The 18,347-nt window shown below is 38.2% G+C and carries 19 protein-coding genes; all 19 read left to right on the top strand.

Annotated elements, in window-relative coordinates; translation table 11 throughout:
• Position 1: 1 nt before the first annotated feature.
• The 19 genes from rfbF to AC3FZD_RS19755 all read left to right on the top strand — a co-directional run bounded on the left by rfbF (position 2) and on the right by AC3FZD_RS19755 (position 18,345).
• Positions 2 to 769, top strand: coding sequence for a glucose-1-phosphate cytidylyltransferase (gene rfbF, locus AC3FZD_RS19845; protein ID WP_488737673.1), 768 nt, complete (start codon positions 2 to 4; stop codon positions 767 to 769).
• Between the two features lie 8 nt (positions 770 to 777).
• Positions 778 to 1,758 (top strand): GDP-mannose 4,6-dehydratase, encoded by a 981-nt coding sequence (locus AC3FZD_RS19840; protein WP_488740396.1) that lies wholly within the window; start codon positions 778 to 780, stop codon positions 1,756 to 1,758.
• The gene (gene rfbH / locus AC3FZD_RS19835) at positions 1,755 to 3,086 is read left to right on the top strand and encodes a lipopolysaccharide biosynthesis protein RfbH (RefSeq protein ID WP_488737672.1); all 1,332 of its coding nucleotides are present in this window, start codon (positions 1,755 to 1,757) and stop codon (positions 3,084 to 3,086) included. Before AC3FZD_RS19840 ends, rfbH begins: the two co-directional genes overlap by 4 nt.
• Before the next feature lie 6 nt (positions 3,087 to 3,092).
• Positions 3,093 to 3,659, top strand: coding sequence for a dTDP-4-dehydrorhamnose 3,5-epimerase (gene rfbC, locus AC3FZD_RS19830; RefSeq protein ID WP_488737671.1), 567 nt, complete (start codon positions 3,093 to 3,095; stop codon positions 3,657 to 3,659).
• Positions 3,652 to 4,560, top strand: a complete 909-nt coding sequence (locus AC3FZD_RS19825) for an NAD-dependent epimerase/dehydratase family protein (RefSeq protein WP_488737670.1) — start codon at positions 3,652 to 3,654, stop codon at positions 4,558 to 4,560. The genes rfbC and AC3FZD_RS19825 overlap by 8 nt, the downstream gene beginning before the upstream one ends.
• On the top strand, positions 4,557 to 5,627 hold the full coding sequence (locus AC3FZD_RS19820; RefSeq protein WP_488737669.1) for a glycosyltransferase family 2 protein: 1,071 nt from the start codon (positions 4,557 to 4,559) through the stop codon (positions 5,625 to 5,627). Before AC3FZD_RS19825 ends, AC3FZD_RS19820 begins: the two co-directional genes overlap by 4 nt.
• A gap of 7 nt (positions 5,628 to 5,634) precedes the next feature.
• Complete coding sequence (locus AC3FZD_RS19815; RefSeq protein WP_488737668.1) at positions 5,635 to 6,708, top strand: glycosyltransferase family protein; 1,074 nt, start codon at positions 5,635 to 5,637, stop codon at positions 6,706 to 6,708.
• Between the two features lie 70 nt (positions 6,709 to 6,778).
• Positions 6,779 to 7,837 (top strand): glycosyltransferase family 2 protein, encoded by a 1,059-nt coding sequence (locus AC3FZD_RS19810; RefSeq protein WP_488737667.1) that lies wholly within the window; start codon positions 6,779 to 6,781, stop codon positions 7,835 to 7,837.
• Positions 7,838 to 7,866: 29 nt separating this feature from the next.
• Complete coding sequence (locus tag AC3FZD_RS19805) at positions 7,867 to 8,832, top strand: FkbM family methyltransferase (protein WP_488737666.1); 966 nt, start codon at positions 7,867 to 7,869, stop codon at positions 8,830 to 8,832.
• Positions 8,829 to 9,716, top strand: a complete 888-nt coding sequence (locus tag AC3FZD_RS19800; RefSeq protein ID WP_488737665.1) for a hypothetical protein — start codon at positions 8,829 to 8,831, stop codon at positions 9,714 to 9,716. Before AC3FZD_RS19805 ends, AC3FZD_RS19800 begins: the two co-directional genes overlap by 4 nt.
• A 29-nt stretch (positions 9,717 to 9,745) precedes the next feature.
• A complete protein-coding gene (locus AC3FZD_RS19795; protein WP_488737664.1) occupies positions 9,746 to 10,270 on the top strand; it encodes a class I SAM-dependent methyltransferase in 525 nt (174 codons plus the stop codon).
• Positions 10,271 to 10,284: 14 nt separating this feature from the next.
• On the top strand, positions 10,285 to 11,394 hold the full coding sequence (locus AC3FZD_RS19790; protein WP_488737663.1) for a glycosyltransferase family 4 protein: 1,110 nt from the start codon (positions 10,285 to 10,287) through the stop codon (positions 11,392 to 11,394).
• Between the two features lie 195 nt (positions 11,395 to 11,589).
• Positions 11,590 to 12,402 carry a hypothetical protein gene (locus AC3FZD_RS19785; protein WP_488737662.1) on the top strand — a complete coding sequence of 271 codons (813 nt, stop codon included), beginning with the start codon at positions 11,590 to 11,592 and terminating at the stop codon, positions 12,400 to 12,402.
• A gap of 3 nt (positions 12,403 to 12,405) precedes the next feature.
• The gene (locus tag AC3FZD_RS19780; protein ID WP_488737661.1) at positions 12,406 to 13,581 is read left to right on the top strand and encodes a glycosyltransferase family 4 protein; all 1,176 of its coding nucleotides are present in this window, start codon (positions 12,406 to 12,408) and stop codon (positions 13,579 to 13,581) included.
• 50 nt (positions 13,582 to 13,631) lie between these two features.
• On the top strand, positions 13,632 to 14,276 hold the full coding sequence (locus AC3FZD_RS19775; protein ID WP_488737660.1) for a class I SAM-dependent methyltransferase: 645 nt from the start codon (positions 13,632 to 13,634) through the stop codon (positions 14,274 to 14,276).
• Between the two features lie 13 nt (positions 14,277 to 14,289).
• Positions 14,290 to 15,246, top strand: coding sequence for a glycosyltransferase (locus tag AC3FZD_RS19770; protein ID WP_488737659.1), 957 nt, complete (start codon positions 14,290 to 14,292; stop codon positions 15,244 to 15,246).
• 3 nt (positions 15,247 to 15,249) lie between these two features.
• Positions 15,250 to 16,248, top strand: coding sequence for a glycosyltransferase family 2 protein (locus AC3FZD_RS19765; RefSeq protein WP_488737658.1), 999 nt, complete (start codon positions 15,250 to 15,252; stop codon positions 16,246 to 16,248).
• Between the two features lie 65 nt (positions 16,249 to 16,313).
• Positions 16,314 to 17,222 carry a class I SAM-dependent methyltransferase gene (locus AC3FZD_RS19760; protein ID WP_488737657.1) on the top strand — a complete coding sequence of 303 codons (909 nt, stop codon included), beginning with the start codon at positions 16,314 to 16,316 and terminating at the stop codon, positions 17,220 to 17,222.
• Positions 17,223 to 17,226: 4 nt separating this feature from the next.
• Entirely contained in the window at positions 17,227 to 18,345 is a 1,119-nt protein-coding gene (locus AC3FZD_RS19755; RefSeq protein WP_488737656.1) for a glycosyltransferase family 4 protein, read from the top strand.
• The last annotated feature ends 2 nt before the right edge of the window (positions 18,346 to 18,347 follow it).

Here is an 18,347-nt window from a genome sequence, read left to right as displayed (position 1 = left end):
AATGAAAGTAGTGATTTTGTGCGGTGGCTTAGGGACACGACTTCAAGAAGAGACAACAGTTAAACCGAAGCCTATGGTGGAAATAGGTGGAAATCCAATAATTTGGCATATAATGAAGATGTATAGCTATCAAGGATATAATGAATTTTTGCTAACCTTGGGTTATAAAGGGGAGATAATTAAGGATTACTTTGTAAACTATCGTTACCGAACCAGTAGTGTTAGTGTTAATCTAAAGACTGGAGAAGTTAGTATCCGAAATAGTGTTAGTGAAAACTGGATAGTCCATCTTTTAGATACTGGACTGAATACACAGACAGGAGGACGAGTGAAGCAAGCAGCAAACTTTATTGGGAAAGAGACTTTTATGCTAACTTATGGTGATGGAGTGGCAAATATCAATATTCAAAAACTCCTGGAATTCCATCATGCTCATGGTCGTTTAGCAACAGTGACAGCAGTTCGTCCCCCAGCGCGCTTTGGAGAAATTTGTTTTGAGAGTGATTTAGCCTCCGGTTTTCAAGAAAAACCTCAGACAGCAGAAGGTTGGATAAATGGGGGATTTTTTGTCTTAGAACCTGCTGTTGCTAATTACATACAAGGAGACGAAGTGGTATTTGAGAAAGAACCCTTAGAGAGATTAGCAAAGGATCGTGAGTTAGCAGTATATCGCCATGGTGATTTTTGGCAGTGTATGGATACTCTAAGAGATGTAAAGTTGTTAGAAAAGCTGTGGCAACAGGAAGAAGCTCCTTGGAAACTATGGTAAGTATAAACATTAAGACATGGGATAGTTGTAGAGTTTTAGTGACAGGTGCAACAGGAATAGTAGGCTCTTGGCTAGTAAAAGAACTTTTGAAAAAAGGTGCTTATGTTGTAGCTCTAGTAAGAGATGCCGACCCCCAATCAGAAGTTTACAGGAGTAAAGATATAGAACATATTTCCCTAATTAATGGTAAACTTGAAGATTTTTGGACTTTAGAACGTGCTATTAACGAGTATGAGGTCGATACAGTTTTCCATCTAGGGGCGCAGACAATTGTAGGGACAGCTTACAGAAACCCTCTACCTACTTTTGAAGCTAATATTCGGGGCACTTACAACTTACTAGAGGCATGTCGCATCCATTCTTCTATAGTTCAACGGATAGTGATAGCCTCCTCTGATAAAGCTTATGGTGATAGTAAAGTGTTACCCTATACTGAAGATATGCCACCACTAGGTCAGCATCCCTATGACGTATCTAAATCCTGTACGGACTTAATAGCCCAAGCTTATTACTGTACATACAATTTACCCATCGTGGTAGCACGGTGTGGTAATATATATGGAGGAGGTGATTTAAATTGGAGTCGGATTGTTCCAGGTACAGTCAGGAGTCTATTGCGCGGAGTCCCCCCAATTATTCGTAGTGATGGTACTTTTAAGAGAGATTATATCTATATAAAAGATGCAGTTAACGCTTATGTTCTTATGGCTGAAGCTTTAGATAAGCAAAAAGTGAAAGGAGAAACATTCAACTTTGGACCTCAACAACCCCTAACTGTTTTAGAGATAGTACATTTGATTAGTAGCATTCTCAGACGGGAAGATCTAGAACCCATCATTCTAAATCAGGCTAATGCAGAAATTAGGGATCAGTATTTGTCTTCAAAAAAAGCGGAAAAGGTGTTGGGCTGGTTACCCTTGTATACGTTAGAAAAAGGATTATCTGAAACAATAGCTTGGTACGAACAATTCTTTAAACTAAAAAAATGAATGCAGAAAAACTACGTCAGCAAATTCTTGAATTAACTCGCAAGTATTACCAGGTTAATTGGCCAAGGAAATCATTTCAGCCAAATATAGATTCTGTGCCTGTAACTGGAAAAGTCTTTGATGAAGAAGAGATCGTTAATCTTGTTGATGCATCTTTAGATTTCTGGCTAACAACAGGGCGCTATGCAGAGCAATTTGAGCGAGAATTTGCTGAATTTATGGGAATTCGCTTTGTTTTGCTAGTGAACTCTGGGTCAAGTGCTAACCTTCTAGCAATTTCAGCTTTGACTTCGCCAAGTTTGGGTGAGCGCCGTCTCCAACCGGGAGATGAAGTGATTACGGTAGCTGCTGGTTTTCCAACAACAGTTAATCCAATTATCCAAAACGGTTTAGTTCCTGTATTTCTGGATGTAGAAATCCCTACATACAATATAGATACTACTCACTTAGAGGATGCGATATCTTCTCGCACTCGAGCTATTATCCTCGCGCATACTCTAGGAAATCCTTTTAATATAGATGCTGTAAAGGCGATTGCTGACAAGTATAACCTCTGGTTGATTGAAGATGCTTGTGATGCTCTGGGTTCAGAGTATGGAGGTCAAAAAGTCGGTACTTTTGGAAATCTAGCCACAGTAAGTTTTTATCCCGCACACCATATAACAATGGGAGAAGGAGGTGCAATTCTTACTAGCGATGCTAAATTGCAAAAAATCATCGAATCATTTCGTGACTGGGGACGATCGTGTTGGTGTCCTCCCGGTGTAGATAATACTTGTGGCAAGCGCTATTCTTGGCAGTTAGGAGAGTTACCTTTTGGGTATGACCATAAATATACTTATAGTCATATTGGGTATAATCTAAAGCTAACGGATATGCAAGCTGCTGTAGGAGTAGCTCAACTTAAGAAACTGCCAGATTTTATTGAGCAAAGACGGAGAAACTTTTCCTATCTGCATACAGCCCTTAAGCCTTTAGAGGAGTTCGCGATCCTACCCGAAGCTACAGCAAATAGTAATCCAAGTTGGTTTGGCTTTCCGATTACATTAAGAAACTCACAACCAATAAACCGTAATGCTGTAATTAGACAATTGGAAAATCATAAAATTGCCACGAGATTGCTATTTGGTGGCAATTTGCTCCGGCAACCAGCCTACAAGGAGATAAAATGTAGGGTAGTAGGGGAAATGAGTCAAGCAGACAAAATAATGAATAATACTTTCTGGGTAGGAGTATATCCTGGTCTAGACAAAGTAAGATTAGACTATATCGTGAATTGCCTCAAAGAAAGCTTTAATACTCAGATAAACATTGATCCTGTTATCTAAAAAGTAATGAAGATTAAACCAACTATTATACAAGGTTGTTACGAAATTTTTCCAAATGTCTTTAGCGATAGTCGAGGGACGTTCGTTAAAACATTCCATCAAGACATTTTTATCGAACACCAACTCAATACTAACTTTGTAGAAGAATATTATTCAGATTCGCGCCAACGAGTTCTGAGGGGAATGCATTTTCAAGTTCCACCCTATGAACATGTCAAACTCGTTTATTGTGTCTTAGGTAAAGTCATGGATGTGTTAGTAGACTTGCGTGTTGGATCTCCAACCTACAACCATTTTTCTGTCTTTGAGTTAAGTGCTGAAAAAGCAAATGGACTATATATTCCTCCAGGGTTAGCACATGGATTTTATGTTGTCAGTGATTGTGCTATCCTAATGTACAAAGTAACAACTTTATATTCTCCAGAACATGATAGCGGTATACTATGGAATTCCGTAAAAGGAGTACCTTGGCCTGAATCGAAGCCAATCATTTCTCAGCGAGATAGCCAGTTTGTCAAATTGGCTGATTTTAAGAGTCCTTTTCGTTATCAAGAGGAGGCTGTTTGTGATTAAGAAATACAAGGCTTTGGTAACTGGTGCAACAGGGTTTGTTGGTTCACATTTGGTTAAGCGTCTGGTTATGGATGGTTGGAATGTTCATATAATTGTTCGTCCCAATTCTTCTCTAAACCATCTTTATTCTATACTAGAACGTATTAAAGTTCATACTTATGATAGTACAACAGAAGGAATGTTGGATCTTATGGGATCTATTCAACCAAACATTGTATTTCATCTAGCTTCATTGTTTCTATCACAACACACTCCTCAAGACATTATGTCATTGTTACAGAGCAATATTGTATTTGCTAATCAACTCATTGAGGCGATGGCAAATAGTAAAGTTTACAAACTGGTAAATACAGGAACTTCATGGCAGCATTATCAAAATAAGAATTACAGTCCAGTTTGCTTATATGCTGCTACTAAACAAGCATTTGAAAGTATCCTCCAATTTTATGTAGAAACGATGCCCTTTCAAGTAATTACGTTAAAACTATTTGACACTTATGGAGAAAACGATACGAGAAAAAAGTTGTTTTATTTACTAAGAAAGACAGCCAAGGCACAAAACAAGTTAGCCATGTCTCCTGGCGAGCAATTATTGGATCTTGTATACATCGACGATGTTGTTGATGCTTACACTGGCGCGGCTGAAAGATTACAAAGTGGAGTAGTCAAAGGCCATGATATTTATGCTGTATCGACGGGTAATCTGCTAACTCTGAAAGATGTCATCAGGATATATGAAGATGAAATAGGTATGAAGTTACCTATAGAGTGGGGAGGCAGACCCTATCGGCTTCGTGAGGTAATGGTGCCTTGGAAGGGAGAACAGTTGCCAGGATGGGAAGCAAAGGTTGATATTCAAGAAGGAATTAAACGACTAATAGAAAATGAAGGTAAAAAATGAAAAGAAAACCACTCGCATTTCAAGCTATAAAATATCCTGAGATTCCCCCTGTTAGCCAAGGAATAGATAGACCTTTTTGGTCTGTAATGATCCCAACATACAATCGAATAGATCACTTAGAAAAAGCCATTAAAAGTGTCTTGGAACAAGATCCGGGTTCTGCGGAAATGCAAATTGAGGTGGTAGATAATTGCTCTGAAAATCAAAATGTAAAAAAAATGGTTCAAGACATAGGTAAAGGGAGAGTAGATTTTTATCAGCAGCCTGAGAATGTAGGCATGATTAATAACTGGAATACTTGCTTACAGCGATCTCTGGGGCATTGGGTACATATATTACATGATGATGATAGTGTACTGCCTGGATTTTACAGTCAGTTGCGATTGGCTATTGAGCAAAATTCAACGCTTGGGTTGGCCTTCTGTCGCCAGATTTTTACAGATGAGCATGGTGACTGGAAGAGTTTTTCACCCATTGAAAGAGAAACACCAGGAATAATTAGTAACTTAGTTGAATGCCTTGCTGTAAGGAGCATACAATTTGTCTCTATTGTAACTAGACGTACTGTTTATGAAACATTAGGGGGGTTTTGCTTAGAATCAGGTTCTACTGCTGATTGGGAAATGTGGAAAAGAATTGCGGCGCAATATCCTGTTTGGTACGAACCTCAACCTTTAGCTTGTTATCTCGTTCACTCTGGATCGGCATCATCAGAACTAATAAAATCAGGTCAAAACATTCGTGATATCCGCAAGACAATAGCTATTTCAGAACGTTACTTGATTTCTCAACAGTTATTATCAGAATTGATAGTTCTTAAGTTATCAAAGAAATCTTTAGAAGCTTACGCTATTTATTCCATCAACCAGGCTTGGCAACTAACCTTAAAAACCAACAATATTATTGCTGGTTTTGTACAAATAAAAGAGGCTCTAAAATGCTCCCAATCTCTTCAAATACTAAAATTATCAATGGAGTTTATACTTTGGGCTACAGGACGCTGGCTTTGGAAAAAATCAGGAATAAAAACTTTACTAATCAAGATAGGGTCTAAAGCCAATGCATAACAAGATTTTGCACGAAACTTATTTTCAGGTGGATTCCAATGGACATGGTGGAAATCATCGTACTGCACAAATCGTTGAACTAGTAAAATCTGCAAATTTTGAGATAGCTAACCCAGAAAAAGAAAGATTTAAAACAAGCCGTTATGGCAGATATGTAGAGGGTATCAATTTTATAATTAAATATAGATTTCCAGTCTCAACTTCTTACAAAAAAATCGGAATCTGCGGACATCATTATAAACTTTACAAAATGGTATTAAGTCAACATAAAGAGAGTAAAATATTACTTTGGGAGGCAACAGATAATTTTTTATTACCTTATGTAGCAAAAGAATTAGGGTTTAAGATAATTGCTATACCTCATAATTTAGAGTCGTTAGTTAAACCTAATTTAGACCCATACTCTGGCCAAGGTTTACCTGACAGTTTTGAGAATGAAATCAAACATCTTGCTAAAGCAGATGCTGTTTTTTGTATTTCGAGGGAGGAGCAATGGCTGTTAAAACTACGAGGAATCAACGCAGATTATTTGTCCTATTATCCTCCTGAACCTATTTTAAATAACCTACTCAATTTACGAGAAGCCAGAACTCATTCTAAAAAACAACGATTCTTGATATTAGGGTCAGCAATAAATCCACCTACATTAGAAGGAATGATTGAACAGCTTCGGTGGCTAGAGCAAATCATAACAAAAATAGATATTAAACTTGATATTGCTGGTTATGGTACAGAAAAACTAAAATCTTCTAGTAAACTATCTAATGTTACTTTACATGGCAGTGTGACACCCGATTACCTCAATCAACTACTCACTGAAACTAAAGTAATTTTAGTGCATCAGAAAGCAGGTGCAGGAGCTTTAATGCGAATTCCAGAAATGATAATTGCTGGAATTCCGATTATTGCTAACAGCAACGCTTGCCGCAGTGCATTCAATTACCCAGGAGTATACTGTTACGATAATATAGAGGAACTAGAACAATTAATATGTAAAGATTTAGAAACACCAAGTATTTTGCAGCGTCCGCTAGAAGCTGAGAAGCGTTTCATTGATTGTCTTAAGCAACTTGCTCAGTAAAAGTGATGGAATTTCCCTATTGTTGATAAAATCAAAAGCAGTAAGCCCTAATTATTCATAATTGTCAATCATGCCTATTATAAGCACCACTTTAACCCTCAAAGACTTACCTTCTCCACCACCTGGCAAAACTGGATGGCCTTGGACAGAACAAACGCAGCCATTACCAGAGCTAATGCAAGATGGTTCCCCATGGCCGCGCATCAGTGTAGTAACACCCAGCTATAACCAAGGTGAATTTATAGAAGAAACTATCCGCTCAGTAATGCTCCAAGGTTATCCTAACTTAGAATATATTATTATTGATGGTGGCAGTACAGATAATACTATTGATATTATCAAAAAATACGAGCAGTATATAGCCTATTGGATTAGCGAACCTGATGAAGGTCAATCCAATGCCCTTAACAAGGGATTTCACAAAGCAACTGGTGATCTAGTTGGGTGGCAAAATTCAGACGATTACTACAGAGTAGACGCATTTAAACTAGTTGCTGAGGCTTCTGTTCAATTCAAGACTGCTAATATATTTTACGGTGAAATTGATGTAATAGAAAAAGGTAAGGTAATAGAAATCATCTGCGCTCCTGAATTTAATCTAGAACAGACATTGCCTTGGTTTCGTCTAGGCAATCAAGCTATGTTTTTCAGAGGCAAAGTTTTCCAAGAAGGTTATAGCATCAATGAGAAATTTCACCATTTTATGGACTTTGAATTTTTCTGGCAGTTAATTGTTGCTGGTTATGAATTTAAGTTTATCCCCGGATTATTGGGATATATTAGAGTTCAGCCAAATAGCAAGGCACTTCGCCAAGCTGACATTGCAGCAAAAGAGTTATTTGAGACTTATAAAGTACCCTATCTCTGTAAAAATGATACGATTATACCAAGAAGCTTTAAGCAGAAGTTGCTGTCCGCAATGAAAGGTGCTTGTCTAGATAACTTCACAAAGTTAAGGCTGTCACTTTTCCGCTATCAAGTTTTGGAAATTATTTCTCTGTCAGAATTAGAGGGAATGAATATAGAATTATCTTTTAAGTATTTCTTGTCATTTTTAGGGAATAAACCAATTGTTTACTTAAAAAGTATTAAAGACTTTCTGAATCTCCCAGTACGTACTCCCCAATAAATTAACATTGTAAATGTGAGGATAATAAAATGATTCAAAATCAGGTCATCAATTTAAAACAGAAGATTAGTAAAACTATTCTTTCAATCTTGTATTGGATTTGTAGTAAAAATTCACAACTTGGCAAGGCGATTCTAGAAATTTGGGTAAAAATACATTTAATGTTTCAATGGTCACCTCATCCAGGATTAGTGTGGCTTGCAGACAGATTGAATTATCGCTTTCCTATCCAATCCAAATTGTTCAACGGTATGAGTATAAAGGTGGACTGGAATGATTTAGGAGTTGGCTTTAAGATTTATCAAAATGGTGTATATGAGCAAAACACAGTACAGATAATTAGCCAACTTCTAAAACCTGGTGATATTTTTATGGATGCAGGTGCTCACTGTGGACAATATACTTTAATTGCCAGTAGATCTGTAGGTGAAACGGGTCAAGTTCATAGCTTTGAACCAGATCCTGAAACTTTTAAGTTACTTTCGGAAAGTGTTAAACTTAACAATCTTGACAATGTTCATCTTAATCAACTTGCCTTATCTAGCCAGGAGGGAATCAGACGTTTGTATTTTGCATCAAGCCATTGTACTGGTGCTAGTTCTCTGTCAACCCCTTATACTTACTCAGAGGTGAGTTGTGAAGTGAAATGCACTACTATTGACTCCTATATACATAAAAGTGATTTTGAAGAAATTGATTTATTAAAAATTGATATTGAAGGTCATGAAATAGAGGCATTGAAGGGTGGTAGTTGTCTATTTTCTAGTGAAAAAAAACCGATAATAGTTACAGAGTTTAACGAAGAATCACAGAACTACTTTGGATCGACTTGTAAAGATCTAGCTGATTTTTTGATTCAGAAAAATTATGAACTTTATATTATTGGTGAGGAATTACCTTTAAATGTTTTAGCTATACCTCATAATAAAAAATATCTGATAGATGAGTTGACTATTGAGCATTTTGTACTAAAACCCTATCCTTGGGAAGCATGAGAAAAGCAATTGTCACGTTAGCGATCGGTAGATCGTATCAAAAACGGTGGTCAAAACTATGCCTTTCAAATTGGGGAAGGTATGCTGAGTTGCAAGGCTACGATGTGATATGTATCGATCGCCCCCTAGATGAATCTTCCCGTGCCAAGTCACGCTCTCTTTGCTGGCAAAAATGTCTGATATTGAGTGAGGAGCGAGTGAAGAAGTACGATCGCGTAGTTTGGATTGACTCAGATATTTTGATCAATCCTAATTCCCCTTGTATTGTAGATGGAGTTCCAGAAGACAAAGTGGGTGCTGTGGAGATGTTTGCTTGTCTGGGTGAATCTTTACCAGGAACTAAACCAGGGAGCCAACAAATTTTGCAAGATAGAGCAATACAATTTTGGAGATGGACTAACTCCTTTCGCTCCAGTAAGGAGTTCTACTTGATCTCTGGGCTACCAGAGGCATTGGATAGTATGATCCAAACAGGTGTAATGGTATTATCTCCTCGTTACCACTGTTCTTTGTTGGAACAGGCTTATTATGATCGCGATGATTCAGTCGAGCATGGAGGTGAGATGCAGCATTTATCTTATGAAATTGTCAAAGCCAACTGCGTACATTGGCTAGACTATCGATTCAATCGATTGTGGATTGAATGTTTGTTAAGAGATTATCCTTTTTTGCTCCCTCGCCCCACTCTCGACAATAAAGTCATTAGAGGCTGGAAGCGTCTCACAAGAGGACATCCTTTTTTACCACCACAAAAGGTGGCTAGAGCTTGCTTAAAAACAGCATTGATCAATAACTATTTCTTGCATTTTGCTGGGACTACTGAATATATGCCGTGGGCTAATAATCCGATTTGTTCTTGGCGCGATCTCAGTGTTGATATTTGATTGGTTAGCGATGGAGCTAAATATTTTTAATGATGAAAAAATTATCAGTAGGATGTGGACATAAAGAGGCTGAAGCTAATCTAGTTAGGTTAGACTTATCTGCTGAAGTCAATCCAGATGTGGTTTGGAATTTAGACGAAATTCCATATCCGTTTACCAATAGTGAATTCGATGAAATAGAATGCTTAGATGTAATAGAGCATCTAGATGATATTACTAAAACATTAGAAGAGTTCAACAGAATAATTAAACCCGGTGGAATATTGAAAATAACAACTCCTCATTTCTCCTGTGCCAACTCATATATCGATCCAACCCATAAATGGCACTTAAGTTACTTTTCATTTGATTTCTTTTGTGAAGGACACCAATTTTCTTATTATTCAAATGCTAGATATCGCATTCGTAATCGGTGTATTCTATTTCAAGGAGGTTGGTTGAATCAGCGTATTATGGGGAAGTTAGCGAATAGATTTCCAAACAGCTACGAACAGAGATGGGCTTGGATTATTCCAGCTTGGTTTCTCTATTTTGAGTTAGAAGCACTCAAGTAAGTTAGAGGTTAAACATGAAAGTCGTTTATATTACGCCAACTTATTTCGATGATGTCTCATTAATTGGTGGTGGGGAACGATACGCAACAGCCTTAGCCTCTTGTATGGCAGAAATAGTAGATACTACCCTAGTCAGCTTTTCGCCAGAACGTAAACGTTACAGTCAGGGGAATCTTAAAGTTGAGATTTATCCAGTCAAACACTTGATTCGTGGGAGTATAATGAATCCTCTAAGCTTCCAGTACATCAGCTCACTTTTGGGCGCTAATATTATTCACCTACACCATATCTATACATTGATTTCAGATGTGAGTTGCCTGACTTCATTTTTTCTAGGAAAGCGTGCCTTTGTGACCGATCATGGAGGGGGAGCTTCTTTTGTTCTAAACCAAAAGTTGCCCGTATTTCATGGCTATACGAATTTAATTGCTCAATCTGAATATACAATAAATCATATTCCATCAGTACTGCAAAAAAAAGCAGTCCCAATTAAAGGAGGTGTTGATACTAACCAATTTTATCCAGACAGTTCTCAAAAACGAGAAAAGAAGATTCTGTACGTCGGTCGAATTTTACCCCATAAAGGGATAAATTATTTGATTGAGGGATTTAGAGCATTAGAACGCCCAGATTACAAACTAACTATAGTGGGGAGAGTGGAGGGCGACCATAGCGAGCGGTTTTACCAGGATATTAAACAGTTAGCAGAGGGTTTAGCAGTAGAGTTTATTCATGATGCGGACGATCGCCGCCTATTACACGAATATCGTACCGCAGTCGTAACAGTATTGCCGTCAGTCCATACTACATGCTATGGTGACTACACACCGGTTCCTGAACTGATGGGATTTACTTTACTGGAATCTCAGGCTTGTGGTACGCCTGTTATCTGTACGGATGCAGGCGCTATGTATGAATTTGTAGATAATGGTCGCACTGGGTTGGTGGTGAAGCAAAATTCTGGGGAGGTGATCGCGGCAGGTTTGCGTAAGTTTCTTGACTTATCAGACATAGAGAGTCTAGCTTATCAGGAACGCTGTACTAACTGGATACAGCAATTTAGCTGGTCAACCGTGGTGCAAAAGCATTTAGAGTTGTACAAGGGTTCGAGTAAGATGAAGTGAAATTAATTATTAGTTTTATTTTAAGCGTAAACAACTCTTATGACTATCTCGAAACCAGATATAGTAACAAGGAACTTAGCTCGCATTCCCAGGTTTTTTACATTTCTCTTAGTATTCGTTGTGGAAATCTATCGCATTTTTAGACAGAAGTTACTATGGCTTCGTTTACACAGAAGAGCGAGAGTGATCCAAATCTTGTCAGAACGAGGAGAAATTGAGAAGAAGTCTCCAAAGTTGCTGATAGTATTAACCCATATTGCCTCAGCAGAAGAAGCTCAAGATCTGGAGAAAGGTAGCAGCAAAATTGATAAGTTGAAGAATACGATAGAAGGTTTGTTAACTAGCTTTTCTCATTGTCAGCTTCAGATTATTATCAATACGATGGCAGAACGTCATGTTACAGCTTCTCTTCCAGATTATCAAAAGTCTCTAATTCAAATCAAAGAACAGGTAGACTGCGATCCGATGTTTGTTGGATTTAAAGCGCAGGATGAAATGATTAATAGAATTGATGAATTTGAGTGGTTTATGTCAATAGAAGATGACATAGTGATTCGGGATAGTAGCTTTCTAGATAAGATAGAATGCTTTAATAAATATAGTGGAGAAGTGAAAGCGTTACTACTTCCCCACCGCTACGAAATGCTGGAGGGAGTAAAAACTTATATTGACTTAACTTTTTCAGAAGATTTAAGTGAGAGTTTTTTAAGATGGAATGCTGCATCAGCGATCGCGATTGGAGATACGAAATTTTGTGAATTTGTTAACCCTCATGCAGGCATTTATTGTTTATCGAGAGCGCAACTCAAAATCTGGATGGAATCGGGGCGATCGTGGTACAATAAAGTAGTAATGGTAGGCCCGCTAGAAAGCGCGATTACCGGTTGTCTATTGGAATGCTTTTTACTATATAAACCTCACCCATCTCAACAGCACTTTTTAGAAGTCCAGCATTGGGATATCAAGTATTCATTAGCCTTCAAAAGTCACTCAAATAAGCAAACATGAAATATGCGTATTTTAATGGTAAATCATACCCCATGGTCTAGAAACTTGGGAGCGCCAAGAGTACAAATAGAACTGGCTGAAGAGTTTATAAAAATGGGCCATGTCGTCGATAAATTTAGTTATGAGGACGCTTTTCCATACAAACAATCTAAATTTGAACAATTAACTTGTGACTTTAGCAAAAAAGCAAGAGCATTTATTCAAATTCATGGTAGTAAATACGACATAATAGAAGCAAATCAAAAGGATTTACCTTTTTCTAAACAAGAGTTGAGGATTAATGGGCTGCTAGTCGTTCGTTCTGTGGGATTAATTCCTCTATATCAGCAGTTTTTTGAATACGAAAAGGTCAGGTGGCCAGAAAAGACAAAACAAAGCTGGAAAAGTTTGGCCGTTAAACTAATTAGCTACCCTTCAGTAAAACGGACGTATGCTAGAGTAGTTCCTAGTATGCAAGTCTGCGACCTGGTTAATGTAGCCAATAGAGACGAACTGGCTTATGTCAGCGATACTCTGGGATTAGGCGAAAAATGTGTATGGTTTCCCTTTGGGCTGTCGAAGCAGCGTCAGTTAGCCTTTGAAAGCGCGGTACAGCCTGCTAAGATCCGTTTGGAAAACAAGGAGGTGGCATTTATTGGGGTATGGAATACACGCAAGGGGTCTAAGGACTGGCCTGAGATCATAAAAAGGGTGCGATCGCAAGTCCCAGAGGCGCGGTTTTTATTTTTGGGAACTAGTTTTAGTCCCGAATATGTCTTGCAGGATCTTAATTTACGGGATGAGAAGGGGATTAAAATCATCCCCAACTTTGACAGTGACGAGTTACCAAAACTACTGAGTGCAACAACAGTAGGAGCTTTTCCCAGCTATATTGAAGGATTTGGCTTTGCGGTGTTGGAGAAACTAGCCTGTGGTTTGCCAACAGTCACTTATGACGTGCCAGGCCCCAGAGAAATGATGCGTCACCTAGATCCTAGCTGGATGGTTCCTGCTGGAGATGTGGCAAAGTTTAGCGATAAATTGGTAGAATTAATCCGTAGTAAGGAAGAAGAATATGCACATGATTCAAGACGCTGTGTAGAAGTAGCCAAAATGTTTGATTGGAGTGAAATTGCAGCTCGTACAATAGCTACATACTCCGAATCGCTAGAGGGAGTCAAATTGAGGGGTAAAAATTAAGCTGATTGATGTCCCCCGTTCAATACAATAGATAAATGAGGGCTATGAATATGTACACAACTAAACAAAAAGGATATTTTACGGCAGCACGAACCGATATCATACAACTTCTGCCTCAACGTCCTAACAATAGAATATTAGAGGTAGGTGCGGGAACCGGAGAGACTTTAAAAGAAGCAAAAAGGTTAGGATTAGCTCAAGAAGTTGTGGGGATAGAGCTAGTTAAAATTGACGATCAGATTAGCCCGGAGATAGATGAATTTATAGTGGGCAATATTGAAACTCTAGAATTAGATTTTGAACGAGAGTATTTTAATGCCATTCTCTGTGCAGATGTTTTAGAGCATTTAGTAAACCCTTGGGAAGCTATACGGAAATTATCACATTACTTAAAACCAGGGGGAGTTTTCATTTCTAGCATTCCAAATATTAGAAATTACAGAGTCATGCGCTCAATACTTTTGTCTGGAGATTTTGAGTATCAGGATGCTGGGATTTTAGATAGAACCCATTTGAGGTTTTTTTGTAGAAAAAATATTATTGAAATGTTTGAAGAATTGGGATATGAGATTGTTAAAGTAAATCTGAATATGGGGGGATATGGAATTAAACATAAAATAATTGATCATATGACGATGGGCTTGTTAAAAGATTTATTCGTATTTCAATATTGTACAGTAGCGAGAAAAAAATAGGAGATGGGATAAAATGTCAGATGAGATACCTCTAGTCTCAGTAGCGATCGCCTCTTACAACGGAGATAAATTTCTGCGAGAACAGTTAGACTCTATCTACAACCAAACCTACAAAAATTTAGAAGTAGTAGTTACAGATGACTGCTCTAGTGATAAAACTGTAGAAATTTTGAAAGAATATCATGAAATGCATGGGTTAAGATACTATATAAATGACAAAAACTTGGGATTAATAAAAAATTTTGAGAAAGCTATGTCCTTATGTAAAGGAAAATACATTGCTCTTGCCGATCAAGATGATATATGGAAGCCAAAAAAAATAGAGACATTAATTAACGAAATAGGAGATTATACCCTAGCTTATTCCCATGCTATAGAAGTGATAGACGATAAAGGTGTTGTCGTTCATAGATTTAAGGATACTCATCTAATTTTAAAGTTTGGAACAGGCAAACCCATTCGCAGACTAATTTCTTTTAATTGGATAGTCAGCCATCAAATCTTATTTAAACGAGAATTAATGGAGTTAGCATTACCAATTCCTTCGAGTCAGCATTATCATGATGCTTGGTTAGCGGTGGTTGCAGCTAAAATGAACGGTGTTAAATTTGTCAATAAAGATTTGATGAACTACAGGCAACATCAAAGCAGTCTCACCTATTCCAATCCCACAAGGGTAAACTCATTGGCAACTCGGTTGAGGAAATTTATATTTGATCCCCAAAGGAAAGTATTGAAGCATCAAGAACTCAGAGCAGAAATTCGCAGGTTGACTGAAATGCGAGATTTTTCATTATTTGATCGGGAAGATAAAGACTTTATCAGTAATTTAATCCAATATTATCAGGATCGTCTTAAAGATGGGATACATTGGAAAGCCCTAAAATTTGCCATCGATAACATCGATTTATTTAGTTACAAACAGCTTGGTGTGAAGTTAAAATTTTTATTAGATTCGTCTATAAATTAGAAGATGATTAATCCATTAATAACTGTTATAATTCCTACCTACAACTATGGTAGATATATTTGTGAGGCAATTAATAGTGTCTTAAACTCAGATGATATTGGTACTGAAACTGAAATAATTATTATTGATGATGGTTCCACAGATGATACTTCAGAAAGGATAAAAGTCTATCAAGATCGCGTCAAATATCTGAGGCAGGAAAATCAGGGTAAAGCGTCGGCAACAAAGTTAGGTATTGATTCTGCTACTGGGAAATATTTGTTTAATCTTGATGCCGATGATATATTTTTACCGTCAAAAATAAAAAAAGTAGTCGATATCTTTGAGTCCGATCGCGATATCGTTCACGTCTCTCATCCAGCCATCTACTGGAATGTTAATGATAATACAAAAACAGTTGAAGCGATACCTGAAGAGATAATAGAAACTAAACTTTTGGGTAACGAATTGCTATCTTACTTTTATCAACAACGGATGCTATTTGGTGGAGGATCGACGTTTGCAACTCGCACTGAAGTGGCAAAAAAATTCAAGATTCCTCAAGCTGTGGATATGTATATTGATGAATATTTGGTTTTGTTAAGTCTCAAACAAGGGTATTCATATTTTATCAAAGATCCATTATCAGTTTGGAGAATACATGGGAAAAATTTTTCTGATGTTTCGTTTAATCCAGAAGAGTATCAACGGAAAAGTAAAAGAAGTATTGGCAGTATGGAGGCAGTTTTACAAAGCCTGATCGATCAAGAGTTTGACCCAGAAATCATCAGACTTTATACCTTGAAGAATAAGGTAGCGATCGCCGGAATTAAAGAAAGTTTAGGGGAAAAATCTATCTCTGATGTGATTGATATTTGGAGTTATCTCTTGAGAAACTTCAGGGTTACACCTAAACATTTTGTGAGGATAGTCAAACATTATACAATTTTAAACAGAAGCTTGCCTACCCCTATACTTAAATTGCTAAAAGAGGTAAAGAAAACAATTGCCAATCGTCCATAGACAAGATTTTGAATTGGGGAAGCGAGATGTTAAACTGTAGTTAATTGGGGAGAGTAATCGTTAAAATGAATGAAGCAAGTACACCGAAAAGACAACCAGTGTTGAGTAAGATTATTCGTCAGCTTCTCATGGTTGTCACCTCTGGAGTTAAGGCACAAAACTTTCTGGGAGCATCTTGGATTCCCGGATTATTGAAAATAGTTCCCAAAAAATATAAGAGCAGCGTAGCTTTGAATTTAATAGGGATTAGTCCCCATTATTTTATCTATCAATGGTCTTCTCTCTATGACTCGATGTCCCATGAAGCAATTCTAGTGGCTGAAGATCGAAGAAATAGAGAATCCCGTAGAAAAATATGCGATCGCCTATTACAACCCTATCTCAATGCGGAAATGACCGTTTTAGACTTTGGCTGTGGTGTTGGCTATCTAGCTAAAGCAGCCAGTGAATATACTAAAAAAGTATTGGCGGTAGATATTTCCCGTGGGGTGATTGCCTGCGCTAGAGAAATTAATAATGCTGAAAACCTGCACTATTATACCCTAGATAGACAGGGACTCTTAAGATTTCATCCGGGTAGTGTAGATTTAGTCTATTCCTTTGCTGTAGTTCAACATATTAAAGATGAAGTATTTGAAAAGAGTCTACAAGAAATTTATCAAATCCTAAAGCCTCAAGGCAAATGTATTTTGCATATAGTGACTCACGAAGAAGCTGGAGAAACGATACGGTTGCAGCAGGAAAGTGGCGAACAGCAACAAAGTGGAAGTTCCTGGGGATTTCAATCGATCAAAGATAAATTCTCCCTGGAGACATTTGCTAGGAAAACTACAACCGTAAAGCAATTAATGGAAAATCAGGGATTTGCAGATATTGAAATCAGGAAAATCAAAATCAGTGATGGGGAAACAATAGAAGACGATATGGAAAAAGATAGTCTGGTGGTAGCCATTAAACCCAGAAATGATGTATAAATAGGTGAGTTCCAACTTATGGCGATCGCAAGAGATCATGAAAGAGGAGTGGATTGCGCTACTCGGCCAACAACAAGCCTTAGCAGATGGAGTAGTAGACTACTGCACTCAGCTCGAACGGGCAATGGCAAAGCGAGATATCAATTTGAAGAAGGTATGGATGCCTTGGCAAGAAAAGGGGTGGGCGCGATCGCTCCAGTGGTTGTGGCAAGAGAGCAAGCAGTGGCAGAACCAATGGGTTATCGTTCAATATACTGCATCTGCTTGGTCTGAGCGGGCATTACCTATCCCCTTCTTACTCGTGCTTCGCCTACTCAAGCAGCGCAGAGTCCGTTTAGCAGTCATGTTTCATGAAGTCCAAGGCTTTCCTGGGCAGCGACTCAACCAACGGTTGCGGCGCTCGGTACAATTATGGGTACTGAGAAATGCTATTCCCCTGGCAGATAAGTCAATCCTAAATGTATCCCTCGAAACCCTGAACTGGCTGCCCGTTCAAGATCCGAAGGTGACCTTCATTCCTGTAGGCTCAAACATTCCGGAACCAGACCTGGACAACTTGAAGCCAAACCTAAGCCAAGAACGACCGAAAACTATTACTGTATTTGGTATGACTAGCGTAGAGATTACTTCAAGTGAAATTATAGATATTGCCCATGCGGTCAAACAAGCAGCCCAGAAGGTTCCCAAACTCCATTTGGTGACCGTTGGTAGAGGTTCTAAAGAAACAGAAATACCACTCAGGCAAGCCCTCAAGGGGGTTAATGTAGAATTTGAAGCGTTGGGACTGCTTTCGACGGAGGAAATCTCCCAAGTTTTGGCAGCATCAGACGTGCAACTCCATGTTAGGGGGGATATTTCTACTCGTAGAACCACAGTAATTGCCGGAATGGGATGCGGATTGCCCATCGTAGCTTATGCTGGGAGGGAAACCGGACACCCCATTCCCGAAGCTGGGGTTTTGTTAGTGTCTGAAGGCGATCGCGCGGCTGTAGGAGAAGCTTTGACACAAGTGCTAACTGATGAAAAACTACGATTACAACTGCGCCAACGAAGTCTTAATACTTATCATCAATATTTTTCCTGGGATGCTATAGCCCAACGCTTTTGTCAGGAGTTAACTTAGGA

This window comes from Roseofilum sp. KMC-1 (assembly GCF_057802075.1).
Note: the sequence above shows the minus strand (reverse complement) of the source record. Positions and strands in the feature narration are given on the sequence as shown.